The sequence below is a fragment of the Blastopirellula marina genome (genome assembly GCF_002967765.1).
GTDB lineage: Bacteria > Planctomycetota > Planctomycetia > Pirellulales > Pirellulaceae > Bremerella > Bremerella marina_A.
Genome location: NZ_PUHY01000010.1, coordinates 53,421 through 76,591 on the forward strand (window position 1 = coordinate 53,421; position 23,171 = coordinate 76,591).

Below are 23,171 nucleotides of genomic sequence, written 5' to 3' on the forward strand. Positions count from 1 at the left end.
CCAGGAAAGAATCTTTACCCATCGATTCTTTCCCTCCTATCATGCAAAAGGACAACGTGCGCTTTGAACCCCGAAGACGCCGACAGGAAGTCGCCACTCATGCTAACGACGACCCAACAAAATCTGCAGCCAACCCTTTCGCTGGACGGTGAGGCCTCTGCGCGGAAGTGCCCCGCAGAATTGATGGAGCGATACGAATCGCTGATCCATGCTCGTCGGTCAAGTTGGACGGAGCACTACGCACTTCGTCGTTTGCTGGGATCTGGTGGCCAAGGTCTCGTCTTCCTAACCGAGCGTCGCGGAGCGAACGGCTTCACACTTCCGTTGGCGGTGAAGATCTACTCGCCAGAGCGATTCGAGAGTGCTTCCCATTACAACGAGGCGATGGCTCGTGCTGCCCGCGTCGCTTCGCGCGTCGCTCAGATTCAGCAGCACAACTTGCTCGAAATCCACAACTTTCTAGATTCCAGCACAATCCGCGTGATGGTCATGGAGTGGGTCGATGGATATGACCTGCAGCAGTTATCGACGCCCGGGATGGTCGAGCGAATTCGTCCCCGCGTGACAACCGAACGCTGGAACTACATCAACCAAGTGGTTGTCACCAAAGGACCGCAGCAGCCTCGCTTCAAACCGGGCGTAGCGGTGGCGATCGCGCGTGACTGCCTCGCCGCTTTGGCCGCACTTCATCGCGATGGCGTCGTGCATGCCGACGTGAAGCCATCGAACATCATGCTCAAGCGAACCGGCGCGGCGAAGCTGATCGATATCGGTTCGGCTTTCGAGATCGATAACGCCCCCGAGTCGCGAACCTGCACGCCAGCGTATGCCGCTCCGGAAGTGTTGGAAGGAGCTGAGGCGACGCCACGGAGCGACTTGGCCAGCTTAGGTTACGTGCTAATCGAGATGCTTTCAGGCCGCTCTCTATTTGGGCACATCAAGAACTTCCGCGAACTTCTGGAAACCAAACGGTTCCTCGCTCAACGGATGCAAGACATCTTGCCGGACGAAGTTACCTGCAACGAACTGTTGATGAACTTCTGCCGCCGTTTGATCGCCCCCGATCCGTCACGCCGTTTCCCTTCGGCCGAAGACGCCGATCTTCGCAGCGGCGGTGCCGCGTCGTTCCATCGCCAACTGGTGAAGGGAGACTTGGCGGTCGAATACGACAACGAAATTCGACTCTGGATCGAAGAGCTCCAGCAGACGGACGAGCACCAATAGTTCGCCCTACTAAGCGCGAACTATTTTTCAACCACGGATAACACCGACGGGCACTGACTGGTTGCGATGATCCACCGTGGGCGCATCGCGCGGACGTTCGTGTCTCGAGTGATGTCCGTGGTTTTTCTTCTTGCTCGACCACTTCACCGGAAGACGCCGTAATCGGCAGATGACATCCGGCACGACTTAGTGCGACACACGCTGTCAGAAATCAATCCGACGGTTCTCAGCAATGCTTTGCCGAGCCGCTTGGATGACCCGGGCTGATTCGCGCAGTTCGCCCAGGCAGTCGAAATGATTGCTACCGTTCTCTAACAATCGGTGGAAGGCCGCGAACAAACGTTCGCCGACCGGGCGTTCACCTTCCAGGCTTTCCATATGACGACCGGCTCCGTTGAACCAGATCAGCGTGTTGGGAAGATCGATGAACGCGATTCCGTTTTCGCAACAGACCTGCATCGCGGCTGGCGGTCGAAATGAGACCGCTTCCGGCCAATCGCTGCGAAGGTAGGTGCCGGCGCTGATCTGGGCGACCACGCGCTCGCCAGGATCGTCCTTCGTTTGGAAATCGACACTCAGCATCTGATACTCAATGTCGTTCGGCACTTCGGCTCGTGGGTAGCTGACACTAAAGAGCGACTCCGGCTTGCCGTCGACGATATAGCGGCACCAATCGAAGATCTCGGCCAGGTACCGTTGAATCACGAGCGAGCGAGGGCTGCTGCCGCACGATGCGGAAGTAATCCGATGGTGGCAGAAGATCAGCTTCGGCCGGCCTAGTTGCGTGGCGATCAGTTCCTTCAAGCGAATCGTCGCCGGAGCGAAGCGACGCGGGAACTCGATCATGAAGGGTACGTTGGTCGCTTCGATCAGCTGGACGACGTCTTGTTGTGCCTGAGCGTCCATCTCGAGGGCAGTATTTAGATAAATTGCTTTACCCGCTGCACACGCCGATTTCAGTGGCAACAGCCCCGCCCACTGCTGATCGAGCAAGAACACGGCGTCGATGTGCTCTCCGCTGATCGCATGGCGGAACCCTTGCGGAGCCATGGCATTGAACTGCGATGCGGCACTCTTAGCCCTTAAGGCGACTTCATCGCAGATGAATTCCACCTTATACCGATCTTGCAGCGAGTGCAGGGCAGGGCGGTGTCGCGACTCCCAATCGCACCCCAGACCTACAACCCCGATACGTACCACCATAAAAAGCCACATCCTTGATTAATTCGCCGAACGACAGCGGCGAGCTTGTCGTAACTATCGGCTATTGAAGCATTTCTGCTAGCACAACTCCAGCCAGAAATGCGAAATCTTTTCACGCGTCACAACGCACGGTCTTCACTGGACTTGATGTGCTTATCCGAAAAGTCACCAGGAACTTTGCAATTTGAATACTTGTCATACCTTCTTGAATCGTTAAACTTGGCCCCAACCTTAAACCCAGACACGACCCCCGCGGTGAGATTTACCGAGTATTCCAGGAACCAACTTCGCGTCTTTTCCGCGAGCCTTCTCGGAAATTGTAACAGCCGCCGTGCTGGAGTTTAAAACCCCAACCCCACATCCCACCCAATTGCAGGATTACGTGATCTGACCCAAATGCCCAAATGACCCTAGGTACAGATCACCTCTATTTTCGGGCAGAGATTTAGTAAGGAACCTACTGTATGCTCGGCGTTACCCTCGCGATCCTTTTGCAGGCAGCCGTCACTGGCGACACAACCACCGATTACAACACCGCTTTCAAGTCGGCAGACGAAACCGGCAAGCCGATGCTGGTGCTGGTCGGAACCGATTGGTGCCCCGCTTGTGTCACCATGAAACAATCGGTGATCCCCCGTCTGCAACGAGCTGGTCGCTTGAGCGGCGTGGTCTACACCGAAATCGACGCAGATGCCCAACCAGGTATCGCACGGAAGATCATGTCGGGCGGTGGATACCCACAGCTGGCGTTGTATCGTAAATCGAAAGACGGTTGGAAGCGACAAGTACTTGTCGGCGTTCAGTCCGAATCGACCATTAAGACGCTTGTCGAACGAGCTGTCGCGGCTCAACAAGCGGAATCGAAAGATAAGCTGGAAGTGATTCCCGTCTCTCAGTAGCTTGCTTCGGCGAAGAACGCTACTTCGTTGCTGAGAGTTCGGTGAACCAACGGATTGGACACTTCTCTTAAGATAGTCAACCAAAGCATCTCCCCGGTCGTGAGTTCGACCTGGGAGATTTTTTTATGCGCGGTTACAGCTTCAGGAAGCACATGCTGACCGAGAGCAATCGGTCGTCCAGCATCACCGCTTCGCTGTTTTCGTGCTCGAATGTGGCACTGACAAATTCGAGACCGCGAGCGAAAGCCATTTGGTAGCCTTCCCCGACGATGATTGAAGGAACCGTTATTCCTTGGAACGAGAAAGCGGTTTTTGACAATTGCGATTTGATACCACCACAAATCATGTTGGTGACTTCGCCCGCACCGTCGACCACCTGGCTCGAAAGCTTACCGAATTCTTCTTGAAGAAGGCCTTCGACCACCGAGATGGCCATCATCTCCGACATGTTCACGGTGATGAATCCGGAAACCCGACCATGCACACCAATAATCCCGGTGACAAGGCCTTTCTCGCGTAGGGGAACCGTGGCCACACCGACACAACGTGCTGATGTACCGCACATCACCAAAGCTTTTTCAACCGAATGGACCACCGCTTCTGCCAAAACGGAGTTGGCTCCGGCTAGTCCTGCGAAGTTCTCTGAAACAGCGGTTGTCATTCTAAGCACTCATTCGCGGCCTACGAAAAGGGGAAAGGCGTTTTTAGCCACGAAAGTATGGGTCAGCTTTGCTCAGGTTAAACCTTGACTTAGGGGTAACCGCAGCCGAGAAGATCGCCGGCCGGTGGCACAATCGTTACACTCGCTACGACTGTCTGCGTTTGCCGTTATGCTTCGGACGGAGGCTGGATCTGGTAGCGACGAATCTTACGATCAAGCGTCGAGCGTTCGATCCCTAGAATGCCAGCGGTACGGCTCTTGTTCCAGCCGGTAGCGCGGAGCGTGGCACCGATATGGCGTTTCTCAAGATCCGCGAGCGAAAGAGGCTCGTAACCCGATTTCGTCGCGTTCAGTTCCGCCGTATCGCCAGCGGCGGTCAAGTTTGAAAGAGCCAGATCATCCGAGTTGATCCGCTCGGTCTGGGCCAATACCACGGCTCGTTCGATGACGTTCTTTAATTCTCGGACGTTGCCTGGCCAGCGATACTTCATCAAGTCGTCGATCGCTGATTGCGTGAAGCCTAAGATCTTTCGGCCGGTTTCGGCGTTGTACTTCTGAACAAAGTACGAGGCCAAGTCGAGGATGTCTTCCGTCCGTTTGCGCAGGGGAGGAACATTAACCTCGACCACGCGAAGTCGAAAGAACAAGTCACGACGGAACCGACCTCGTTCTACTTCTTTCTCCAAGTCACGGTTGGTCGCGGCGATCACGCGTACATCGACCTGGACGGCTTCATTACCACCAACGCGTTCAAATGGATGGCCTTCCAACACGCGGAGAAACTTTGCCTGGATCGCTTCGCTCATTTCGCCGATTTCATCCAGCATCAGCGTGCCACGATGAGCGGCCTCGAACTTACCAACTTTCCGATCAGTCGCTCCGGTGAACGCGCCTTTTTCGTGACCGAACAGTTCGCTTTCCAGTAGGGATTCGCTGAGCGCGGCACAGTTCAAACAAACGAACGGACCTTTCTTACGCGTGCTGGCGAAGTGTACGGAACGAGCGACCAACTCCTTACCAACACCACTTTCCCCGGTAATCAGAATCGTCGCACGGCTAGGAGCAACCCGCGCGACCTGTTTTTGCACATCGAGAATCAGCGGGCTGCTGCCCACGATGTTGCTTTCCGCGCCGAGCCGTTGTCGCAGTTCGTCGATTTCGACCATCGACTGCGAAATGGTCTCGGTCAGCTCTTGCTGGCGTTCCAAATTCTTGAGAGCCAACGCCACGTTCTCGGCCACAGCCAAAGTGAACTCTAGATCTTCAGGATCCGGGATTCGGCCAGTGTCGGTCGAGTACAAGTGAATCAGCCCAATCACTTTGCCGTTCTGACGAATCGGAGCCGCCAAGACACTGGTCGCATGAATATCTCCCTTACTATCGCGGCTGCCAAAACGGCTATCGTCGGCGAAGTTTCGCGCCAGAACTGCTTCACCTTCTTTCAACACGGTGTTGGCCAGGAATCGCGAAATCCGGTGATATACCGGCAACTTATCAGTACGGGAACTGATGAGTTCGAGATCCTTCTCCGTCGAAGGTCCTTTGAACCCGCGAGGCAGCAGCAAGACCGCGCCGGAGTCGACCTGTGTGCTCTCGAATAATCCTTCCAAGGCCAGGTTCGCCACCGCAATGATGTCGGCTTGTTGAGCCAACTCAAATGCTAACTGACAGAGGCGTGCTGCCGCGCGGCCGACACGGGGTACGACGGAACCTTCTTTAGAATCTTCCTGCTCTGGCTTAAGAAAGCGAGTATGTCCCCGGCGATGCGTGATGTTGGTCGGCTCGGCGATGTCGAGCACATGTTCGCTGTCATAACCTGAGGTCATCGAAGGATCGATCTCAGCGCTTGAATCAAACAAGTGACCAGCGCTCGAGGATCCATCCGGGAAGGCGGCGGACAGATCATTCACGAAGGCCAATTGCGTATTGGCGACGCGGATTATGTTGCCAGGTGTCAGGGCCTGATCCCCTCGAATAGGGGAATCTTCAACGGACGTCCCATTACGGGAATCGAGATCTCGAATCGTCCAGACACCTTGGGAAAGGAAGATTTCAGCGTGATAACGACTGCAGCGATCGTCCTTAATCACAATCTGGTTGGTTGGAGCTCGCCCGATGGTGACGTTCTGCCCCTCAACCAAGCGAAAGACGTCGGTCCATTTGGAGCCTTCGCGAATAATTAAATATGCAATCATCCAGAGTTTTTACTGACCCGTGTCTACGTTGCCTTGCCACCCCTACGAAGCCGTCACGCCCTCGCCAACGTGTATCGTAATAATACACTTATATGCACACGATGCCCTCAAGGGAAATAGTTGATGCTCAATTCTGCGGCATGTCGGCACAATCGTTGTATTCGGCCAGAGAGACATCAGCCTGGGAGGTTTAGGAAAATTAGACAGAAGCACATCTTTCCCATTACCCCAAACTCCAGGTACGATTTGGTGCTGAAAGAATTGGAATTAGGAATCAAACCTAATCCTTGCAAGGAAAACGGGGGCGAACTATTGTAGATTGAATGGAGATCCCGACTTGCGCGGATTTTCCTTCCTCGTCGGCCCAGGCAGCCCGCTTTTCGGTAACCTAGGCTGTAGTTCACCTCCTCAATACTGTTTGAGCTTTTAAGTGCTCTTTGAGGACCAAGACAGTCCACCATTCGGGCGGAAACTGTTGTCGTCCATCGCGATAAATCCGGAGATCTTTCGTATGAAAGCCGTTGTGCTCCCGCGCGTTAGCTATGCTCTGCTTCTGGCTTTGGGCTTGGCCCTGGTCAGTTCGCCTGTTTTCGCTGGCCAAACCGCCTTCCGACAACAATCAGTCGGTGGTGTGTCGATTGATGCTCAAGGTCAGTTGACGTCGGCGACTCCGGAGGTGAAGAAAATGCTCCGTCAGGAGATGCTCGCCGCTCTGGACAAAGTACCCGGCAACTTGGCTACGCCAGTCAAGATGCGTAAGGTCTCGCTTCGCGGCTTGAACGCGATCATGAAGTCCTCGATGGAAACCGATGGCGAACTGCCAGACGCCGTGAAGTACATGGCCGGTCTACAACGTATTGAGTACGTGTTCGTCGACGAAGCTAACGACGACGTCATCTTAGCCGGTCCTGCCGAAGGTTGGACGGTTGACGAAAATGGCAACGTGGTCGGTCTCACCACAGGTCGTCCTGTGCTGATGCTGGAAGACTTCATCGTCGCCATGCGAAGCGTTCAGGAAGCCCGTCGTGCTGGCATCACCTGCTCGATCGACCCGACCGCTCAAGGTCGTCAGAATCTCGATAACTACCTCGCGAGCCTGTCGCGAATGGACGCCAGCGTCAAAGACGGAGTTGAACGTGCCCTGGGGCCACAAGTGATCACCGTCACTGGTGTTCCGACCAGCAGCCACTTCGCTCGCGTTTTGGTTGCCGCTGACTTCCGCATGAAACGAATCGCCATGAACCTCGATCCAAGCCCGGTTCGTGGTCTGCCTAGCTACCTGCAGATGCTTCCCTCCGCCCGTGCCGTGAAGAATGCGATGCCTCGCTGGTGGTTAGCTTGCAATTACGAGCCAATGGCCCAAAGCGAAGACGGACTGGCCTGGCAACTGCGAGGTCCTGGCGTCAAAGCGATGACCGAAGACGAATACATCACCGAAGATGGTAGTGTCAAGCAAAGCGGTAAGACCAGCCCGCTGCCACAGAAGTGGGCCGACCTGATGACTGCCAATTACGAAGAGCTTTCCGCAGAAGACAAGATCTTCGGCGACCTGCGAAACGTGATGGACATGTGTGTGATCGCCGCACTGATGGAGAAGGAACAACTGCTCGCCAAGGCCAATCTTGATCTAGACATGATCAAGAGCGACGCGAGCCCAGTCGCTCTGGAAGAGTTCCCTACGCCCAGCACCGTGCCGACTTTCTTCAGTGCGATGAAGAAGGGAAGCCAATGGGTGATCACCGCATCGGGCGGCGTCGACATCAACTCGTGGGAAGTTGCCAGCCACACCGAAAAGGTTGCCGGCATGGACAAGCTGCGAACCGAGCAGTTGGCTTCCAACAACAAGCTGTGGTGGTGGAACTAACGCGTTGCGTTAAACCTCCAGCCGAGAATCAATTGAAACGGCCTTCCACGCAGGAAGGCCGTTTTTTATTGCGCCCTGAGGTTTACCCACTCGACACTGGGCAAATGACGAGCAGCTGCCGGAAACGCGAGATCCACCGCTCCTGCTTCCGCCCAGGCTTGGTAGTTGTTGCCTTCCGGCGTATCAATCGATTTGCACAACACAAAGCGATCGGCTTGCCAATAGGCGGCCAAGATCGCGGCAATCGAATCGCTGGTCAGGTTCCAATCTTCCGGGAACTCGCCATACGCAATCTGCAGATCAGGAACGCTACGGTTCCATTCGCTGATCACGTCCCATACTTCTAACGTCGCAGAGTAGTCGTCAGGCTTGCTCCACCTTTGCAATCGCTGTTCCTGATCGACCGGATCAGCCACAGGGGTCGCCGCCCCCAAGATGTTAGCCACGAAACGAGCCGTCATTTGCATGGCATCGAGTGCGAGAAAGTGTGAGTACCGCGGATCGAGCTGATGCGTTCGATCCAACTGCCGAACGGCATCGGCAAAAACACCACCACCTGGGATGATCACAACCGGCACATCCGCGAATTGGTCTCCCTTGAGTTGCTGGATTCGCTCGCCAAGGTCAGGCAGGTCTAGCAGGCTGCCTCCCAATTTCCACACGACGAGCGCCATCGGGCTAGTCCCAAACTTCTTCAGCAAGCGAGGCCAAGGCGTATGCAGGGGCACACCGAGCCGCGTTTGCCCCGATCAAGTCCGTTAAATACTCGCGATGCGTGACAACACCGGCTGCATCGAGGGCCGCTTCCGCCAGGAAGTCACCATGGCCACTGATCACCGTCATTTCGACATTAATCTTATGCGCTTCCACCACCTGGCGAACCGCTTTGGCAATTTTGCGGACCATGATCGAGTTGAGTTCGCGGGCGATCTCGTTGATCTCGGTCCAGGTTACTTCGTCCCCATCGGCACAGATGATTCGTGCGAGTCTCGTCTTAGCAAACTCGCGAGTCGCCGCTCGTCCGTCGGCAGTGCTGTGATTCTCTGGCTCGTCATCTAACAGACCAAGTGCCAGAAAGACATCGAGCGAGGTGGCAAACCACTCGTTAGCCGTGGGGCACATTTTACCACGGAAGGTAACCTGGTCGGAGATTCCACAGGTCGGCGTCCGTTCGACACCGAGATAGTAAAGTTCGCCGGACAGAAGTCGATCGAGGTCAGAACGGCAGGTGCTTGCGACCTTGCCTTCGACAATCGGAATGATGTCGGTCGTCGTCGAACCAACATCGACAACCAAGCCACTTTTCCCCTGAAACATCCGACCTGCGTAGCTTCCCAAAGCATGCCAATTGGCAGCGGCGGCGGAATGGGGATCAAGGATAGCGTCGTCAAGTGAGACAAGCTTCCCAGTTACGGTGTAGACTCGCAGTGGATAGTCTGCGAAGACGTCGCGAATGGAAGCGAGGACAAAGCGAACGCCTTCCGACTTCGATCCGAAGCAGTCAGCTAATTCGGCGGTCATGGTCACAACCACGCGGTCAAAAACCGGCGCCATTCCCAAAACATGCTCCAAGCTGGCGATCAGGTCGTTCTTTTTCGACCAGATAGGAAAAGGGAACGAATGAGCGAATCCTTCGCCCGTGGCAATTTTTATGTTGGCCCCGCCAACATCGACGCCGAGGACCGCCATAAGCTTCCCGCTTCCTCAATCAGTGAATTTCAAAATCAACACCTCCGCATCCAGGTTGCGGAACAAACGCCTTGCCTGCGGCAACATCCAGCATCGATTGAGCCAAGTTGTTCTTCAGTAGCAGACGCAAGCCAACGTAGGAGCTTGTCAGGCGAGGATTAACTTCAACCGCGACATCCTCCGTCCCGTCGGGACAAGGCCCCAAGATCATATCAAGCCCGACATAGCCGTTAAAAGGGGGAAAGGACCTAATTGCTTGTCCTGTAAGGCGATGCGCTCGCTCGAGAAGTGGTTCGGGAAGGGGTAAGCTTCCTCCATGATACTTAAAACCTTTACTTAGACGTTGATACCCTGCCGGTAATGGCACGATATCGCCCCCTGAACCGAGCACGGCGCAGCTAACCGGTGCACCACAAACCTTTGGCTGTATGAGAATCTTTTCGTTTGGCTCAACTTCGGCTTTGACTTGTTTTCCCATTTTCCAACAAACTACTTCCTCGGAACCAGCTCCGTCGCGTGGTTTGGTGACCACTGGAAGGTTTCGCAAGTGATGCCAACTGGCGATATCGCCAACGAAGTAGGTCTCGATAGTGGGGACGCCAGCGGCCAGCCAATGCTGGTAAGTCTTCCACTTACAAGTCGCGAGCTCGACGAAATCTGAGCCAGGACTCAACAATCGCCCCTCATGGGCTTCGGTCCATTGCGTTCGCTCTAGCAGCAGACCATCGAACTCAGGGGCAATTACCAAGGTCGCCTCGGTCGAACGGACGGCCTCGACGAATGTCTCGTGTTCTTCTTGCGCGCTGCGAACGACAATTTGCTTATTAGCAGCGACCGAGAGAGGCTCGATGCGGTGATCACGCAGAATCGTGACCGAGGTGCCTGGAATCGCGGCAAAGTCCTCGACAACGGCGGCCAGCATCGCGGTTCCTTCTTGAAGGAGAGAACCGCTCGGAGCAGGGGACTCGGCGACCGATAACAGGCCGCCGCCGGTGATCAGTTCGTAGATGAAGACGCTACGGGGATACTCAGCCTCAGAAGACATCGCAATTCTGTCATCCCCGCTGCCAGGATCAAAACCCACCAAATGGCCGGAGGATCCTAGAAGATTCCGAGTTGATCCCGGGCATCATCGGTCATGCGATCTGGGGACCACGGTGGATCCATTACGATCTTCACGTCGACTTCGCTGACACCTTCCATCTGCGAGACGTACTGATTAACGCCACCGATCAACTGAGGTCCAGCCGGACAGGCAGGGCTGGTCATGGTCATATTGATCAGCACTTTCTTGTCTTCCGACCCTTCGACGTCCTCGAAGTTAACTTCATAAATCAAACCGAGATCGACGATGTTGACGAACAACTCGGGGTCGATCACGTTTTTCAGCTGCTCGCGAACAGCATCTTCAGAGAGAGCCATGGTTAGGTTTCCTTCTCAATCAACAAGACGAACGAAGATCGAATCGCCTTCAATTTTCGCTTCGTGAACTTGCGTCGGCTGGGTCGCCGGCATCAGCGTTGGCTTGCCGGTGCGAATATCAAACTTCGCACCATGGCGTGGGCATTCAATCTCGTACCCTTCCAAATCACCTTCGCCCAGCGGACCGTCGTCGTGCGTGCAGACGTCGTCTAAACAGTATACCTGACCGCCGGCATGAATCACGATGACAAACCTGTCATCGACTTCGTAAACATTCTTACCGGGGTCGGGAATCTCGGAGAGGGCAGCAACACGAACAAATTCGGACATGCAGGGTTCGATTCGATAGGGTCGGTGATGGTTGTTGTGGTGGAAATCAGATCGCTAACGCGACGCAGTTCCAGGGTTTATTCGTATTCGCGAACACGGCGAGCAATCGCATGCCCCAGAGCTTCGCGAACCGATTCCAAGGTAATGCGATCGAACACCTGTTGAAAGAAGCCGATCACGATCATGCGCATCGCTTCTTTGCGAGTGAAACCACGTGCCATAGCGTAGAAGATTTGCTCTTCGTCGACGCGTCCGGTGGTGGCACCGTGGGTGCAGCGAACATCATCCGCTTCGATCTCTAAGCCAGGAATCGAGTCGGCTCGGCTATGTTCGGTCAGCAGCAAGTTATCGATTCGCTGATAGCCGTCGGTCTTCTGAGCACCAGGGGCGACCTTGATCATGCCGCGCCAAACGGTCCGGGAGTGGTCTTGCAGAGCAGCCTTGTAAAGGAAGTTACTCGTGCAGTTCGGCGCCCGGTGATACTGCTGCGTGTGGTAAGAAAGGTGTTGCTTTCCTTCGGTGAACAGCACGCCGTTCACCTCGCAATGAGCCCCTGGACCGTCCAAAGCAACGTGCTGGTTAACCTTCGACAGACGGCTACCAAGTGCGCCCAATGTCCAGAACAGGTTTCCGTCGCGACCAACCGAACCTTTCTGCTGACCGAAGTGCCAGACCTTGTGGCCCCAGTTCTGCAGGTTAACGAAGCGAAGGTTGGCTCGATCGCCGACCACGACTTCAATCGCCCCGCAGTGGAAACCAGGCTGGTCATCGTCCAAGCTGGCCGATTCGGTGAGTACAGTCGCTTGGGCACCTTCTTCCAACACAATCAACGTGTGGGCCAGGTCAACACCGTTGTCGCCGATCAGATTCAGTACATGCAGCGGTTGTTCGACGACCACGTTTCGCGGCACGTAAAGGAATGCCCCACCACTGAAGAAGGCGGCATGCAAAGCGCTGAACTTATCGAAGTTCGGATCAAACTCACCTTGGAACAAGTACTTCTTGACTAAGTCACCATGTTCCGCGAGAACGGTTGCAAAGTCGCCGAAGATGACGCCCTTGGCTTCCAGTTCTTCGGACACCGTGCTACGACCGGTGCGTCCATTGAGGGAAATAACTTGCCCACCGATATCGACGCCTTCCGCCAACACGCCCGAAGGTAGGGATGCAGCATCAACCACTTCGTCCAACTTCGGAGGATCGAACTTCTTCAGGTTGAAGCCGCGGATGTCGGTGCGCATCCACTCTTCTTCTTTGCGGGTCGGCCAGCCCATTTCCTCGAACGCTTCGAAGGCGTTCTGGCGAAGATCGACAAGCCATTCTGGCTCGCCTAGTTGTTTGACGTAAGAATTAAAGGCCTCGGCGTTCCACTGATCGACAGTGGGTGCGGCTTGCACGCTCATGATTTCGTTTTGTTCGGTTATGCACGTTCAAAGAAAAATGGCCAAGCCCGCCAGCTGAGTTCGACGCGGCTTGGCCCAGATTCGGAAGGAGAGAGGCAGGGTCGAATTAACCGACCGAGCCTTCCATTTGCAGCTCGATCAGGCGGTTCAGTTCAACCGCGTATTCCATCGGCAATTCCTTCACCAGCGGCTCGATGAAACCGTTCACGATCATCGTGCTGGCTTCCGCCTCGGTCAGGCCGCGGCTCATCAGATAGAAGAGTTGCTCTTCACCGATTCGGGAAACACTCGCTTCGTGCCCAATCGAGACATCCGGTTCCATGATCTCGATGTAAGGATAGGTGTCGGTCTGGCTATCGGGATCAAGGATCAAGGCATCGCAAACCACGCTGCACTTGGTGTTCTTCGCACCTTCCTCAACACGGACGAGACCACGGTAACTTCCGCGACCACCATCTTTCGAGATCGATTTCGAGATAATCTGTCCCGATGTGTTCGGAGCACAGTGAACAAGCTTGGCACCGGTATCTTGGTGCTGGTGCTTGCCGGCGAAGGCAATCGAGAGGATCTCGCCACGAGCCCCTGGTTCCATCAAGTAAACCGCTGGGTACTTCATCGTCAGGTGGCTACCGAGGTTGCCGTCGACCCATTCCATGGTGGAATCGGCGTAGGCCAGCGCTCGCTTGGTCACCAGGTTGTAGATGTTGTTCGCCCAGTTCTGGATGGTGCTATAGCGGCAGCGCGAACCCTTCTTACAAACCACTTCGACCACGGCCGAGTGCAAGCTTTCCGACGAATACATCGGTGCGGTGCAACCTTCGACGTAGTGAATCTTTGCCCCTTCATCGACGATGATTAGCGTACGCTCGAACTGCCCCATGCTCTCTTCGTTAATACGGAAGTAGGTTTGCAGGGGGAATTCGATTTCGACGCCCGGTGGCACGTAAATGAAAGAACCGCCCGACCAAACGGCCGAGTTAAGAGCAGCGAACTTATTATCGTGCGGTGGAATCACCGTACCGAAGTATTCTCGCAGCAATTCTGGGTGTTCCCGCAGAGCTGTGTCGGTATCGGTGAAGATCACACCTTTTTTAGCAAGATCTTCCTGAAGCGACCCGTAGACCACTTCACTCTCGAACTGAGCTTTCACACCGGCCAGGTACTGCCGTTCGGCTTCGGGAATACCGAGCTTCTCGAACGTTTCCTTGATTTCTGCCGGCACATCATCCCACGTCTTGCCTTGCTTCTCGGTCGGCTTGAGGTAGTAGTAGATGTCCTGGAAGTTGAGTTCGATATCGCCGCCCCATTTCGGCATCGGCTTCGACTCGAAGATCTCAAGCGACTTCAGGCGGAACTCACGCATCCAGTCCGGCTCTTCCTTGATGTCCGAGATCTGGTTCACCACCTCGGCATTGAGGCCTTTCTTCGCTTTGAAGACCCCTTTGCTTTCGGTGCGGAAGTCGTACTTATTGATCTCACCGATTGGGCTTTGCACAGCGTTTTCGGTAATATCGGTCGCCATTATCTCTCCAAACGTGTTGAATATCGTCGCTGTCGGTTTAGTAATCGTGTCCTACAAGTGCGAGCCGGTCGCAGTTCGGCCCGCGGACAATTCCCAGGAGGTGCTGGGGACTAAACCGCTTGTTCTTCGTCTTGCATTTCCATTTCCATCGCGGCGGCTTCGGGATACGCTTCCCGAATTCGCTGGTAACCGTTGGCATGCAGTTCGTGGGCAAGTTCCACGCTACCGCTTTCCACGATCCGGCCACCCAACATCACGTGGGCATGGGACGGAGGATTGTGTTCCAAAAGTTTGTCGTGGTGCGTGATGATCAACAGCCCCATCTCTTCACCACCGATCTGAGCAATACTTTGGCTGGCCAAACGAACGGCGTCCGCGTCCAGACCACTGTCCGTTTCGTCCAGGATGGCGAATTTGGGCTGTAGCATTGCGAGTTGCAAGATTTCGGCTCGCTTCATTTCACCGCCGGAGAACCCATCGTTCACATAGCGGCGAGCGAACTCCGTATCCATTTGCAACTGCTTCATCTTCGTGGTGATCTCCTTGCGGAACTCACGCATCGGGATGAGGTCTTCCCCTTCCTTACGGTCAGGATTTCGGACGTTGGTCGTAGCATGTCGCATAAAGTCGGCCAAGCGAACGCCAGGAATTGCGATCGGTCGCTGGAAGGCCATGAACAGGCCAAGTCGGGCACGTTCGTCTGCTTCCATTTCGGTGACATCGACATCGTTCACCAGAATCTTGCCCTCGGTCACTTCGTACTTTGGGTGACCCATGATGGCGAAACCAAGTGTACTTTTGCCCGATCCGTTTGGCCCCATCAACGCGTGCGTTTCGCCGCGGCGGAGTTCCAAATCGACACCGTTCAGGATAGGTTTGCCTTCGACCGAAACGTGTAGGTTTTCAATCTTCAATACGTCAGACATCAGTGACTATCGCTCTCTCGATCTCAACGAATACGGCGTTATCAAACAAACGCCTTGAATGGTTTACTTACCGGTTAGTTTCTGGTGACTGGTAAGTGGATTTTCCGCTCCGGTTGTCTCAACAAAACCAGAGTGGTGTGGCACCGGCAACTCGTCGTCAACGCGAACGCCATCGCGTCGATTGATGCGGTGCCCGCGGATTTTATCTTGGATCCGCATCAGCCCTTCCAACAAGGCTTCCGGGCGTGGGGGACATCCAGGGACGTAAACGTCGACTGGGACAACCAGATCGACTCCCTTCACCACGTGATATCCATACTTGAAGTAAGGACCGCCACCAACGGTGCAGGCCCCCATCGCAATCACATACTTTGGATCAGGCATCATGTTGTACAACCGCCGAACTCGACTGGCCATTTTGTACGTCACGGTGCCTGCGACAATCATCAAATCAGCTTGCCGCGGCGAAGCCCGGAAGGCTCCCGCCCCGAAGCGGTCGATATCAAACCGACTCGCCCCAACGGCCATCATTTCAATCGCACAACAAGCAAGGCCGAAGGTCATTGGCCATATACTGGCTTGTTGTCCCCAATTAATTGCCTGCTCGATCGTCGTCGTGATGACGTTTTCTTCGAAACGGCCTTCAATCCATGGCTTGGACATTTCATGCGGTTGACTCATGTCACACGTCATCCGTATCCGAACCGATCTGCGTCAGTTCGTAGGTGCAACAAGTCTCGCCGTCGAGCCGGCAGTGGCTCAACTTCATGTTCTGCCCCAAGAGTTCGGCGAACATCGCTTTCTCGAGGGCGCAAACCGCTCGATCTTGCTCGGCGATATCGGGATAAGGGCAAGCCAGAACGTTAAGAACTGGCTTGCCCTCATTGCCCTCTTCATATTCCAACGGGATTTGCCGACCCACGAAAAGAGCCATAAGCTCATGAATTCGCTGCTCGGCATCTGCCCCACGAACCTCGCTGGAATACATACTGACTAACCGCTTGGCGATACGCGTTATCAACCCGCGTTTTACATCCGGATCGTCAATGGAACGAATTTCGTCCCATAAGGCCATTGCCAGGTCGGCATAATTCGCACCGGCTTTCCGTTCGCCTTTGGTCGTTAGACGGTACTTATGGGTCGGACGCCCACGCCCCGCCTTAGCGGAAACGCGTTCAACGTAACCTTGACCCATCAAACGACTTAATCGCTGACGAACCGCCGTCGCAGTGACCTCCATGGCCTCGGCCATGTCGGCCGTGCTCAGGGACGGGGTCTTCCGCAGCAGGTCTAGTACGACCAAGTCCGTAGGAATGACCTCGTTCGCCCAGCGTGATTCGTTTTGCGTTGAATTTGCGCTCATTCGTTCATTTTTTCCGGCCGCCGACTGGCGAACTGCTAGCCAGACCGGTAAGTTGTGTCGGTACCCAAATATTAGTGATTATCGCATTTTTGACAAGTATATATTCGTTAAATCGCGCTCCCCTCTGCCGGTCGAACGTAAACTGTTGACTTAACACGATTTACACCTTAAAACGATCGCTGTCAGTACGACACCCCATCCCCCTAAATCGATTTTTTTAACAGACTTCCGGCGGCTGGCCCCACGCCCAACCGGAAGCTTTGGTTGTTTGGGATATTTGCATGATCGCAAATCGATTGTTGAAGCCGTGGCGCATCTTCGCCGGTTCGCTACTCGTCATGGGACTGATCTGTGTCGTCGTCGCTGCCCAAGACGGCGCGGAGCCTGATCAACCGCAAGCTGACGAGCCCCCCATGGCGGCGGAGCAGCCAGCCGACGAGAAGCCAGCAGGGGAACAAGCGGCAAGTTCGCCGGAAGAAGCGTCAACACCCGCTGCTGACAACTCGTTCCCACCACCGGTCGATATCACCGATGTGGAAACCCCCGATTGGATGAAGCGTGTCGACAATGGTTTCGGCCAGGTGGTGAGCATCCTCAAGGCGACCCTTTTCTACACGGTATTCCCGGACGAGCAACAATACGCTCAAGAGAACTACGTACTTTATTACTGGCGCAGCGAGGGAACCGACGATCCCTTCAAAATTGCCGAGAACAGCAAAGCTCGTAAACCGGCTGATATGCCGGACGAAGCAACGCTGAACGAAGTATCGGCCTGGGTCGAAACAGGCAAAGCAGCCGGATCGGGCGATCCTGACAAACCGTATCGCCAAGGGAAGCTGACGTACGTCGATCGCGAAGGAGTCAAGAAGACCCGCAGTGTCGAGTATGTGAAGTACGTCATTAATGACTCGACCAAGTACGTGCTCGACAAAGATGGCGACCAAGCGATTTACAAGCCACTGCGCAAGGTTCGCTCAGCGCTGAGCACCGACAAAGATGAATGGAAAACGCCGGAGCAAATTCGCGAAATGGCCTTGGCAGGCGAAATGGCCATCGATTTCAAAGCCAACGGCCAAGAGACACCTTATATCTTCACCGAATACATCGGCGGTGTTCCGCTGGTTGTGATTTGGCTTTCGGGTGGAGCAATCCTGTTCACACTCTACTTTGGCCTGGTCAACTTCTGGGGTGTTCCTCACGCGATCAATGTCGTTCGTGGAACCTATGACAATCCCAACGAGCCCGGGGAAGTGACTCACTTCCAAGCGCTTGCTTCCGCCCTGTCCGCGACCGTTGGTTTAGGCAACATCGCTGGGGTGACAATCGCCATGACCGATGGTGGCCCAGGGGCATTCTTCTGGATGATTCTCTGCGGTTTCTTCGGTATGACCAGTAAATTCGTCGAATGTACGCTGGGTCAGATGTACCGCGAAGTGAAGCCGGACGGCACGATCCTTGGTGGTCCGATGCAGTACCTGGTGAACTCTTTCGAGCAATTCGGTCTGCGTCCGGTGGGTGTGTTTTTCTCCATCGTATTCGCGATCATGTGCGTGATGGCGAGCTTTGGTGGCGGCAATATGTTCCAAGGCAATCAAGCTGCTTCCCAGGTTCTTTCGATGGTGCCAAACACCGACAAGGATCAACTGAAAACCGTTCAAGCAGAGCTTAAGACCGCGGCCGCCGAGGAAGATTTCGATCGCCTGCCAGCCCTGCAAACACGCCGCAAGGAATTACTAGGCAAGATCAACTCATTCGAGAACCAGTTCAAGATTGGATTCGGCATCATCATGGCCGCGCTGGTTGGCCTGGTGATCATCGGCGGGATCAAGCGAATTGGGGCCACGGCCGGCAAGATTGTTCCCGCGATGTGCTTGATGTACATCCTGGCCTGTCTGTGGATTATCTGCACGCATTACAACGAGATACCTGGATTGGTTTCCACCATCTTCACCCAGGCTTTCAACCCGGATGCTGTTCGGGGAGGCTTGATCGGTGTGATCGTGATTGGCGTTCGCCGAGCTGCATTTAGCAATGAAGCGGGTGTCGGTAGTGCGGCGATTGCTCACAGTGCTGCGAAGACGGATGAACCTGTCCGCGAAGGCTTCGTCGCCCTTTTGGAACCGTTTATCGATACGATCGTGGTTTGCTCGATGACCGCGTTGGTGATCTTGATCACCGGTGCTTGGGACAGCAAGGAATTGGTTCACGAGAACGGCATGGCAGGCGTCGAACTGACTTCGGCCGCGTTCAGTGCTGAAATCAGTTGGTTCCCGTACATCCTGACCCTAGCGGTCGTGCTGTTCGCCTTCTCGACGATTATTTCGTGGAGCTACTACGGCGAACGCTGCTGGGAACGGCTGTTCGGGGCTCGAGCCGTTTTTCTCTACAAGATCATCTTCGTGATCGCCGTATTCCTCGGACCAATCTTCTCGCTCAACAATGTGCTTGATTTTTCCGACTTCATGATCCTTTCGATGGCATTCCCTAACATCTTAGGCTGCCTACTGTTAGCACCCACGGTTAAGCGGGCGGTAACCGAGTATTGGCGAAAATTGAAAGCAGGCGAGTTCAATATTTCTCACTAACCCGCGAATGACTTCCTGAGTGGGAGATGTCTCGATTTCTCCCACGTTTCCCCCGGAAAAAGGAAGTCATCCGATGTGTTCTCGCCGACACGACCAAAATCAAAACGAACAAGCAGCGTGTCACTCCCCAAGACGGCGCTCCCACAATTTGATGGGAGCGTGGGGCTTTGGGATCTCGCTGTTTGGCCTATTGTTTACGTTCGGGCTACTCTGCCCGCTCGGCTTTCTAATCAGCTTCTTCGGTATGTTCTCGCCTAAACGCGGCCTGGCAATGGCGGGGCTGATCTTGGGTGGGCTTGGTTCGCTGTTTGTCGCCGCCGGAATCGGTACCCTGGCCATCGCGGCTAATACCTTCCATCACTATCGCGTTGAAGTCCCTAAAATCGCGAAAACTCACGACGTGCTTAACACGGCGTGTGTCGAGATCGAGACGTATCGCCAAGAAAACGGCAATTTGCCGGAAGGAATCGAAGGCAACAAGCTGGTCCTCAAATTCGAGGACGCGTTCGGCAATTCCGTTCGGTACGAACCTGAAGACAACGGTAACTACGGCATTCGCAGCGCTGGCCTCGATGGAAAGTTCGACACGGACGACGACCTACGCGTGCTGAACTCGCAAGAAGGACTAGTCCATCAGATCGCCACGCCAAACAGGGCAAGTTACCATAGCCCTCGTCACGACAGCTATCGAGGGCACAGCCATCAGCAGCATAGCCACCAGCTGACCTGTCGCTGGTAGACATGCTACAAATCGGTCGCCTCCTCCTCCCGAGATAACGAGGGGGCAATACATCTACGAGGCAACCGGTTCGGAAGGTACGTCGCAAGGGAAATGCTTGTCGACCACTTCAAAGAATTCTTCCTTGGTGGCAACGTTCGCCACATGCTTTCGGAAGTGCCGCGCGCCCGGCTTTGCTTGAGCATAACAGCAGGCAAACTTCCGCATTAGCAGCGTTCCCTTCGCTTCTCCGAACCGCTCAACCACTAGCTTGTAGTGCTCCAGCATGCAGTCTCGCTGCTCGTTAAGCGTTGGTTCTGGCGGAATTGGTCGACCTTGGATCGCGGCGGCCGCTTGAGCGAACAGCCAAGGACGTCCCAGGCAGGCCCGCGCAATCATCACACCGTCGACGTTGTAATCGCGAAACGCCCGAAAGACTTTCTCCGCCGAATCGAGATCCCCGTTGCCGATCAAGGGAATCTTCTTCAGATACGACTTGATCTCGGAGATCCGATCCCAGTCGGCCTGGCCTTTGAAATACTGCTCGGCCACACGACCATGCACCGTCAATGCCGCAGCACCACTCTCTTCGACGACGCGAGCGATCTCGTTGGCATTAATCGTATTTTCCGAACATCCCAAACGAATCTTGGCGGTCACCGGCGTTGGTGCACACGCTTCGACCAGTCGCGAAATGATCTGGCCCATTCTCTCAGGCTCGCGTAGGAGATACGAGCCACTATGGGCTTTCTCGGTGACCTGCTTTACAGGGCAGCCGAAGTTGATGTCGACCACGCTAACCTGGAACTCTTCAACCAGTCGGCGGCCCACTTTGGCCATCACATCCGGCTGATTGTCCCAAATCTGTACAGCAAGCGGACGTGCTTCGTCTTCGACACCCCACAAGCGATCAGGGAACTCAGCTTCATGTTCATCCAACCAATGAAAACCACGAGCATTCACCATTTCGGTCGCCAGTAGGCCCGCTCCGCCGTAGCCGCGCACGATCTGCCGAAAGGCATAATTCGTGAAACCGGCCATCGGAGCTTGCAGAATCGGAGGATCGACGACCATTTCCCCGATTTTCAGCGGTGGAAGCTTCAAATCGGTCGTGGTCGGTTCCCCAGTCAGATGTTCAAGTTTTTGCGGAGTTTCCATGGCTTCCATGGTTCCTACTTCGACCGAAATGGTCAAGTGGCATCCGCCGAGAAGTTACCAGTGGATCGCGATTTAGACGTCCCGGCAACTGTGAACAGGACGTGGAAACCGCTCGGATGGACACACGAAAGGGAAGTTGCTCGCCCGAACTGGCTGCGACTGCTCTACGGGATACGACTCGGCTGCGGTACCGATTGCGTGCTGGCCGAAGCCGCTGGGGGTGTGGTCCAGCCACCGTAGGGGACCGTTGAAGTCGCTGGGGGTGATAACGGCTGGGCGACTTCTGTCAAATCGTTGACGCGCATTCCGTTGGTATACGGGTTACTCGTGGTACCGCTCGACGTGCCAGGCCCCATCGCATCGGTGCTTGCCGAAGATGTCGCCGAGCTGGTTGCTGCTTGAGCACTGCTGGACTGGGTGGCAACTTCTTCTGTGTACGAGGCCTGCGATACTCCACTGGAGGACGTTGTTCCGCTAACCTTTTGCCACTGGCCCTGACCATAACTCGATGGCGGCTGCATGTTGGCAGGTGCGGACGTCGAAGGGGGCGAGAATTGTGCTGGAGGAGACTGTTGATAACCGCCGTTGAGCGTTGGTGCTTGCGACGCAGCCGGAGCACCGGCAGGGGCCTGATAGTACGGATTCGGAGCAGTTACCGCGGACTGGCCGTACGACTGCGTGCCCGGCGGGGGAACGCGCTGCATACCGTAGGCGTTGAATGGATTGAGCTGCTGGGCTTGCTGGTTCTTGCATCCGGTCACAACCAGGACGAGGATCAACAAACTTGCGGTAACGAGCGTCTTCATGGGAAATCCTTTTCCGGACTCGGCAACGGCCTCCTCAACTTCTCTGGGACAACCGTTTTCCTCCCGAAATCTAAGCAAAACCACCGTCCGACGAAAACTGACGGCGGGGGAGGGTACCAAAGACTGCTAGCCAACAGCAAGACGAATCAGAAGAACCTGACAAAAATCTCTCAAGTTCACACCGCGATCAAACCGGGATTAGGTTGTCTGCAAATTGAGCCAGACACGATCGAACCGCCCTGCTAGCAGGTCGTCTTTGCGGATCATGAAGAACAGCCGTCCTTCGTCATTCCAAAAGACAGTTTCATCACTGGCGACACCATCGATTTGAAGCAACAGCCTCCATGGGTAGAGATCGTTCTCCAAAGCGTGAATTCGCTCGTGATGCGAGTCTTCGAATTGGAGCTCGCCACGGCGAATCTGAGCTAACAGTTCGTCCACCTCCTCCTCGCTAATATCCAGACTCGCATCCTCCTCCGTCTCGAATGGATTTCCCAGATTTTCCAGCGGCGATTGCACCAGGTCGGCGTGACCAAGGAAACGGCTGGGGTGCTTCCCCTGGTAGGTCAGTTGGGCCGCGAGTCGCTGATAGGCAAAGTAACGCGGAGACTCGTACTCTTCGAACCCGATATACTCGTCGGGCAAGGTCAGCTCAACGCTTGGCACGAGATCCCAGTTATCGCCCGTATCGAATTCCGGATCGATCTCTTCTGGTTTTTCCGCAGGACTCAGCGTATTTCGGGAACAGTTCACGTAAATCACGCGGAAGCGATCGGCCTCGTGCGGATCGGTTCCCCAAGGTTGCCCCAACAGATCGTAAAAGAAATAGAGCCATCCAGAGGTCGGCATGGCTTCATCAATTTGTGGGATCGCCGATAAATCGAGTTGGGCGATGAAATTGAGTGGAATGGGTTCCAGGCTCTTCAGGGGAGCACCACAGCAATCGGTTTCGTCCGGTCGAGGCTGCCAATAAGGCCAGACGAACTGAGGCGGCACATCTGGGATACCGCCTAAACGAGAAGCCCCTAATGGGTAGGAGCTGGGGTTCTTGGAACCGACCATCAAACGGACCGAGGGACGTACGATCCGTAGGATTCGCTGAGCGTCCAATTCGGGCTCAGCTTCGAGAAGAGTTGCCAGATTTTCGTATAGCGTTGTTAGGTGCTCGTACATGCCAACCAATGTACGTGGCTGGCATGGCGG

21 protein-coding genes are annotated in these 23,171 nt (G+C 55.0%); 5 read left to right on the forward strand and 16 right to left on the reverse strand.

The genetic code is table 11. The annotated features are described in order from the left end of the window. Positions 1 to 99: 99 nt before the first annotated feature. Positions 100 to 1,224: a serine/threonine-protein kinase gene (locus tag C5Y83_RS11170; protein WP_105329784.1), complete on the forward strand. Its 1,125-nt coding sequence runs from the start codon at positions 100 to 102 to the stop codon at positions 1,222 to 1,224. 204 nt (positions 1,225 to 1,428) lie between these two features. Here the strand turns inward: C5Y83_RS11170 and C5Y83_RS11175 are convergent, their stop codons facing one another. Continuing rightward, the gene (locus C5Y83_RS11175; RefSeq protein WP_105330754.1) at positions 1,429 to 2,427 is read right to left on the reverse strand and encodes a Gfo/Idh/MocA family protein; all 999 of its coding nucleotides are present in this window, start codon (positions 2,425 to 2,427) and stop codon (positions 1,429 to 1,431) included. Between the two features lie 464 nt (positions 2,428 to 2,891). Between C5Y83_RS11175 and C5Y83_RS11180 the strand changes: the two genes are divergently transcribed. Beyond that, a complete protein-coding gene (locus C5Y83_RS11180; protein WP_105329786.1) occupies positions 2,892 to 3,326 on the forward strand; it encodes a thioredoxin family protein in 435 nt (144 codons plus the stop codon). 133 nt (positions 3,327 to 3,459) lie between these two features. Here the strand turns inward: C5Y83_RS11180 and C5Y83_RS11185 are convergent, their stop codons facing one another. Both C5Y83_RS11185 and C5Y83_RS11190 read right to left on the reverse strand, forming a co-directional pair. Further along, positions 3,460 to 3,987: a chemotaxis protein CheX gene (locus C5Y83_RS11185; RefSeq protein WP_105329788.1), complete on the reverse strand. Its 528-nt coding sequence runs from the start codon at positions 3,985 to 3,987 to the stop codon at positions 3,460 to 3,462. Between the two features lie 167 nt (positions 3,988 to 4,154). Next, positions 4,155 to 6,182, reverse strand: a complete 2,028-nt coding sequence (locus tag C5Y83_RS11190; protein ID WP_105329791.1) for a sigma 54-interacting transcriptional regulator — start codon at positions 6,180 to 6,182, stop codon at positions 4,155 to 4,157. Positions 6,183 to 6,693: 511 nt separating this feature from the next. On the opposite strand from C5Y83_RS11190, the gene C5Y83_RS11195 reads away from it, so the two are divergent. Continuing rightward, positions 6,694 to 8,046 (forward strand): DUF1598 domain-containing protein, encoded by a 1,353-nt coding sequence (locus C5Y83_RS11195; RefSeq protein ID WP_105329792.1) that lies wholly within the window; start codon positions 6,694 to 6,696, stop codon positions 8,044 to 8,046. A gap of 65 nt (positions 8,047 to 8,111) precedes the next feature. On the opposite strand, the gene C5Y83_RS11200 is transcribed toward C5Y83_RS11195, so the two are convergent. The 10 genes from C5Y83_RS11200 to C5Y83_RS11245 all read right to left on the reverse strand — a co-directional run bounded on the left by C5Y83_RS11200 (position 8,112) and on the right by C5Y83_RS11245 (position 16,701). Continuing rightward, positions 8,112 to 8,720: a hypothetical protein gene (locus tag C5Y83_RS11200; protein ID WP_105329794.1), complete on the reverse strand. Its 609-nt coding sequence runs from the start codon at positions 8,718 to 8,720 to the stop codon at positions 8,112 to 8,114. A 4-nt stretch (positions 8,721 to 8,724) separates the two neighbouring features. After that, a complete protein-coding gene (locus C5Y83_RS11205) occupies positions 8,725 to 9,735 on the reverse strand; it encodes a hydantoinase/oxoprolinase family protein (protein ID WP_105329796.1) in 1,011 nt (336 codons plus the stop codon). Between the two features lie 19 nt (positions 9,736 to 9,754). Next, positions 9,755 to 10,780, reverse strand: coding sequence for an ATP-grasp domain-containing protein (locus C5Y83_RS11210; RefSeq protein WP_105329798.1), 1,026 nt, complete (start codon positions 10,778 to 10,780; stop codon positions 9,755 to 9,757). A gap of 56 nt (positions 10,781 to 10,836) precedes the next feature. Next, positions 10,837 to 11,157, reverse strand: coding sequence for a metal-sulfur cluster assembly factor (locus C5Y83_RS11215; protein WP_105329801.1), 321 nt, complete (start codon positions 11,155 to 11,157; stop codon positions 10,837 to 10,839). Between the two features lie 15 nt (positions 11,158 to 11,172). Then, on the reverse strand, positions 11,173 to 11,487 hold the full coding sequence (locus C5Y83_RS11220; RefSeq protein ID WP_105329803.1) for a non-heme iron oxygenase ferredoxin subunit: 315 nt from the start codon (positions 11,485 to 11,487) through the stop codon (positions 11,173 to 11,175). Positions 11,488 to 11,564: 77 nt separating this feature from the next. After that, positions 11,565 to 12,890 (reverse strand): Fe-S cluster assembly protein SufD, encoded by a 1,326-nt coding sequence (gene sufD, locus C5Y83_RS11225; RefSeq protein ID WP_105329805.1) that lies wholly within the window; start codon positions 12,888 to 12,890, stop codon positions 11,565 to 11,567. 106 nt (positions 12,891 to 12,996) lie between these two features. Then, a complete protein-coding gene (gene sufB, locus C5Y83_RS11230) occupies positions 12,997 to 14,412 on the reverse strand; it encodes a Fe-S cluster assembly protein SufB (RefSeq protein WP_105329807.1) in 1,416 nt (471 codons plus the stop codon). A gap of 110 nt (positions 14,413 to 14,522) precedes the next feature. Then, positions 14,523 to 15,338: a Fe-S cluster assembly ATPase SufC gene (gene sufC, locus C5Y83_RS11235; protein WP_105329809.1), complete on the reverse strand. Its 816-nt coding sequence runs from the start codon at positions 15,336 to 15,338 to the stop codon at positions 14,523 to 14,525. A gap of 63 nt (positions 15,339 to 15,401) precedes the next feature. Continuing rightward, on the reverse strand, positions 15,402 to 16,001 hold the full coding sequence (locus C5Y83_RS11240; RefSeq protein ID WP_105330755.1) for an NADH-quinone oxidoreductase subunit B: 600 nt from the start codon (positions 15,999 to 16,001) through the stop codon (positions 15,402 to 15,404). Between the two features lie 19 nt (positions 16,002 to 16,020). Then, on the reverse strand, positions 16,021 to 16,701 hold the full coding sequence (locus tag C5Y83_RS11245; RefSeq protein ID WP_105329811.1) for a helix-turn-helix transcriptional regulator: 681 nt from the start codon (positions 16,699 to 16,701) through the stop codon (positions 16,021 to 16,023). A gap of 281 nt (positions 16,702 to 16,982) precedes the next feature. Here C5Y83_RS11245 and C5Y83_RS11250 point away from each other — a divergent pair, with 281 nt between their 5' ends. Beyond that, positions 16,983 to 19,286, forward strand: a complete 2,304-nt coding sequence (locus tag C5Y83_RS11250) for an alanine/glycine:cation symporter family protein (protein WP_105329813.1) — start codon at positions 16,983 to 16,985, stop codon at positions 19,284 to 19,286. Positions 19,287 to 19,359: 73 nt separating this feature from the next. After that, the gene (locus C5Y83_RS11255; RefSeq protein ID WP_146117744.1) at positions 19,360 to 20,025 is read left to right on the forward strand and encodes a hypothetical protein; all 666 of its coding nucleotides are present in this window, start codon (positions 19,360 to 19,362) and stop codon (positions 20,023 to 20,025) included. Positions 20,026 to 20,079: 54 nt separating this feature from the next. On the opposite strand, the gene dusB is transcribed toward C5Y83_RS11255, so the two are convergent. From dusB to C5Y83_RS11270, 3 genes are all read right to left on the reverse strand, one after another. Next, entirely contained in the window at positions 20,080 to 21,162 is a 1,083-nt protein-coding gene (dusB, locus tag C5Y83_RS11260; RefSeq protein WP_105330756.1) for a tRNA dihydrouridine synthase DusB, read from the reverse strand. A gap of 164 nt (positions 21,163 to 21,326) precedes the next feature. Next, positions 21,327 to 21,968 (reverse strand): hypothetical protein, encoded by a 642-nt coding sequence (locus C5Y83_RS11265; RefSeq protein ID WP_105329818.1) that lies wholly within the window; start codon positions 21,966 to 21,968, stop codon positions 21,327 to 21,329. A gap of 198 nt (positions 21,969 to 22,166) precedes the next feature. Next, positions 22,167 to 23,141, reverse strand: a complete 975-nt coding sequence (locus tag C5Y83_RS11270) for a YwqG family protein (RefSeq protein WP_105329821.1) — start codon at positions 23,139 to 23,141, stop codon at positions 22,167 to 22,169. Positions 23,142 to 23,171 lie beyond the last annotated feature (30 nt).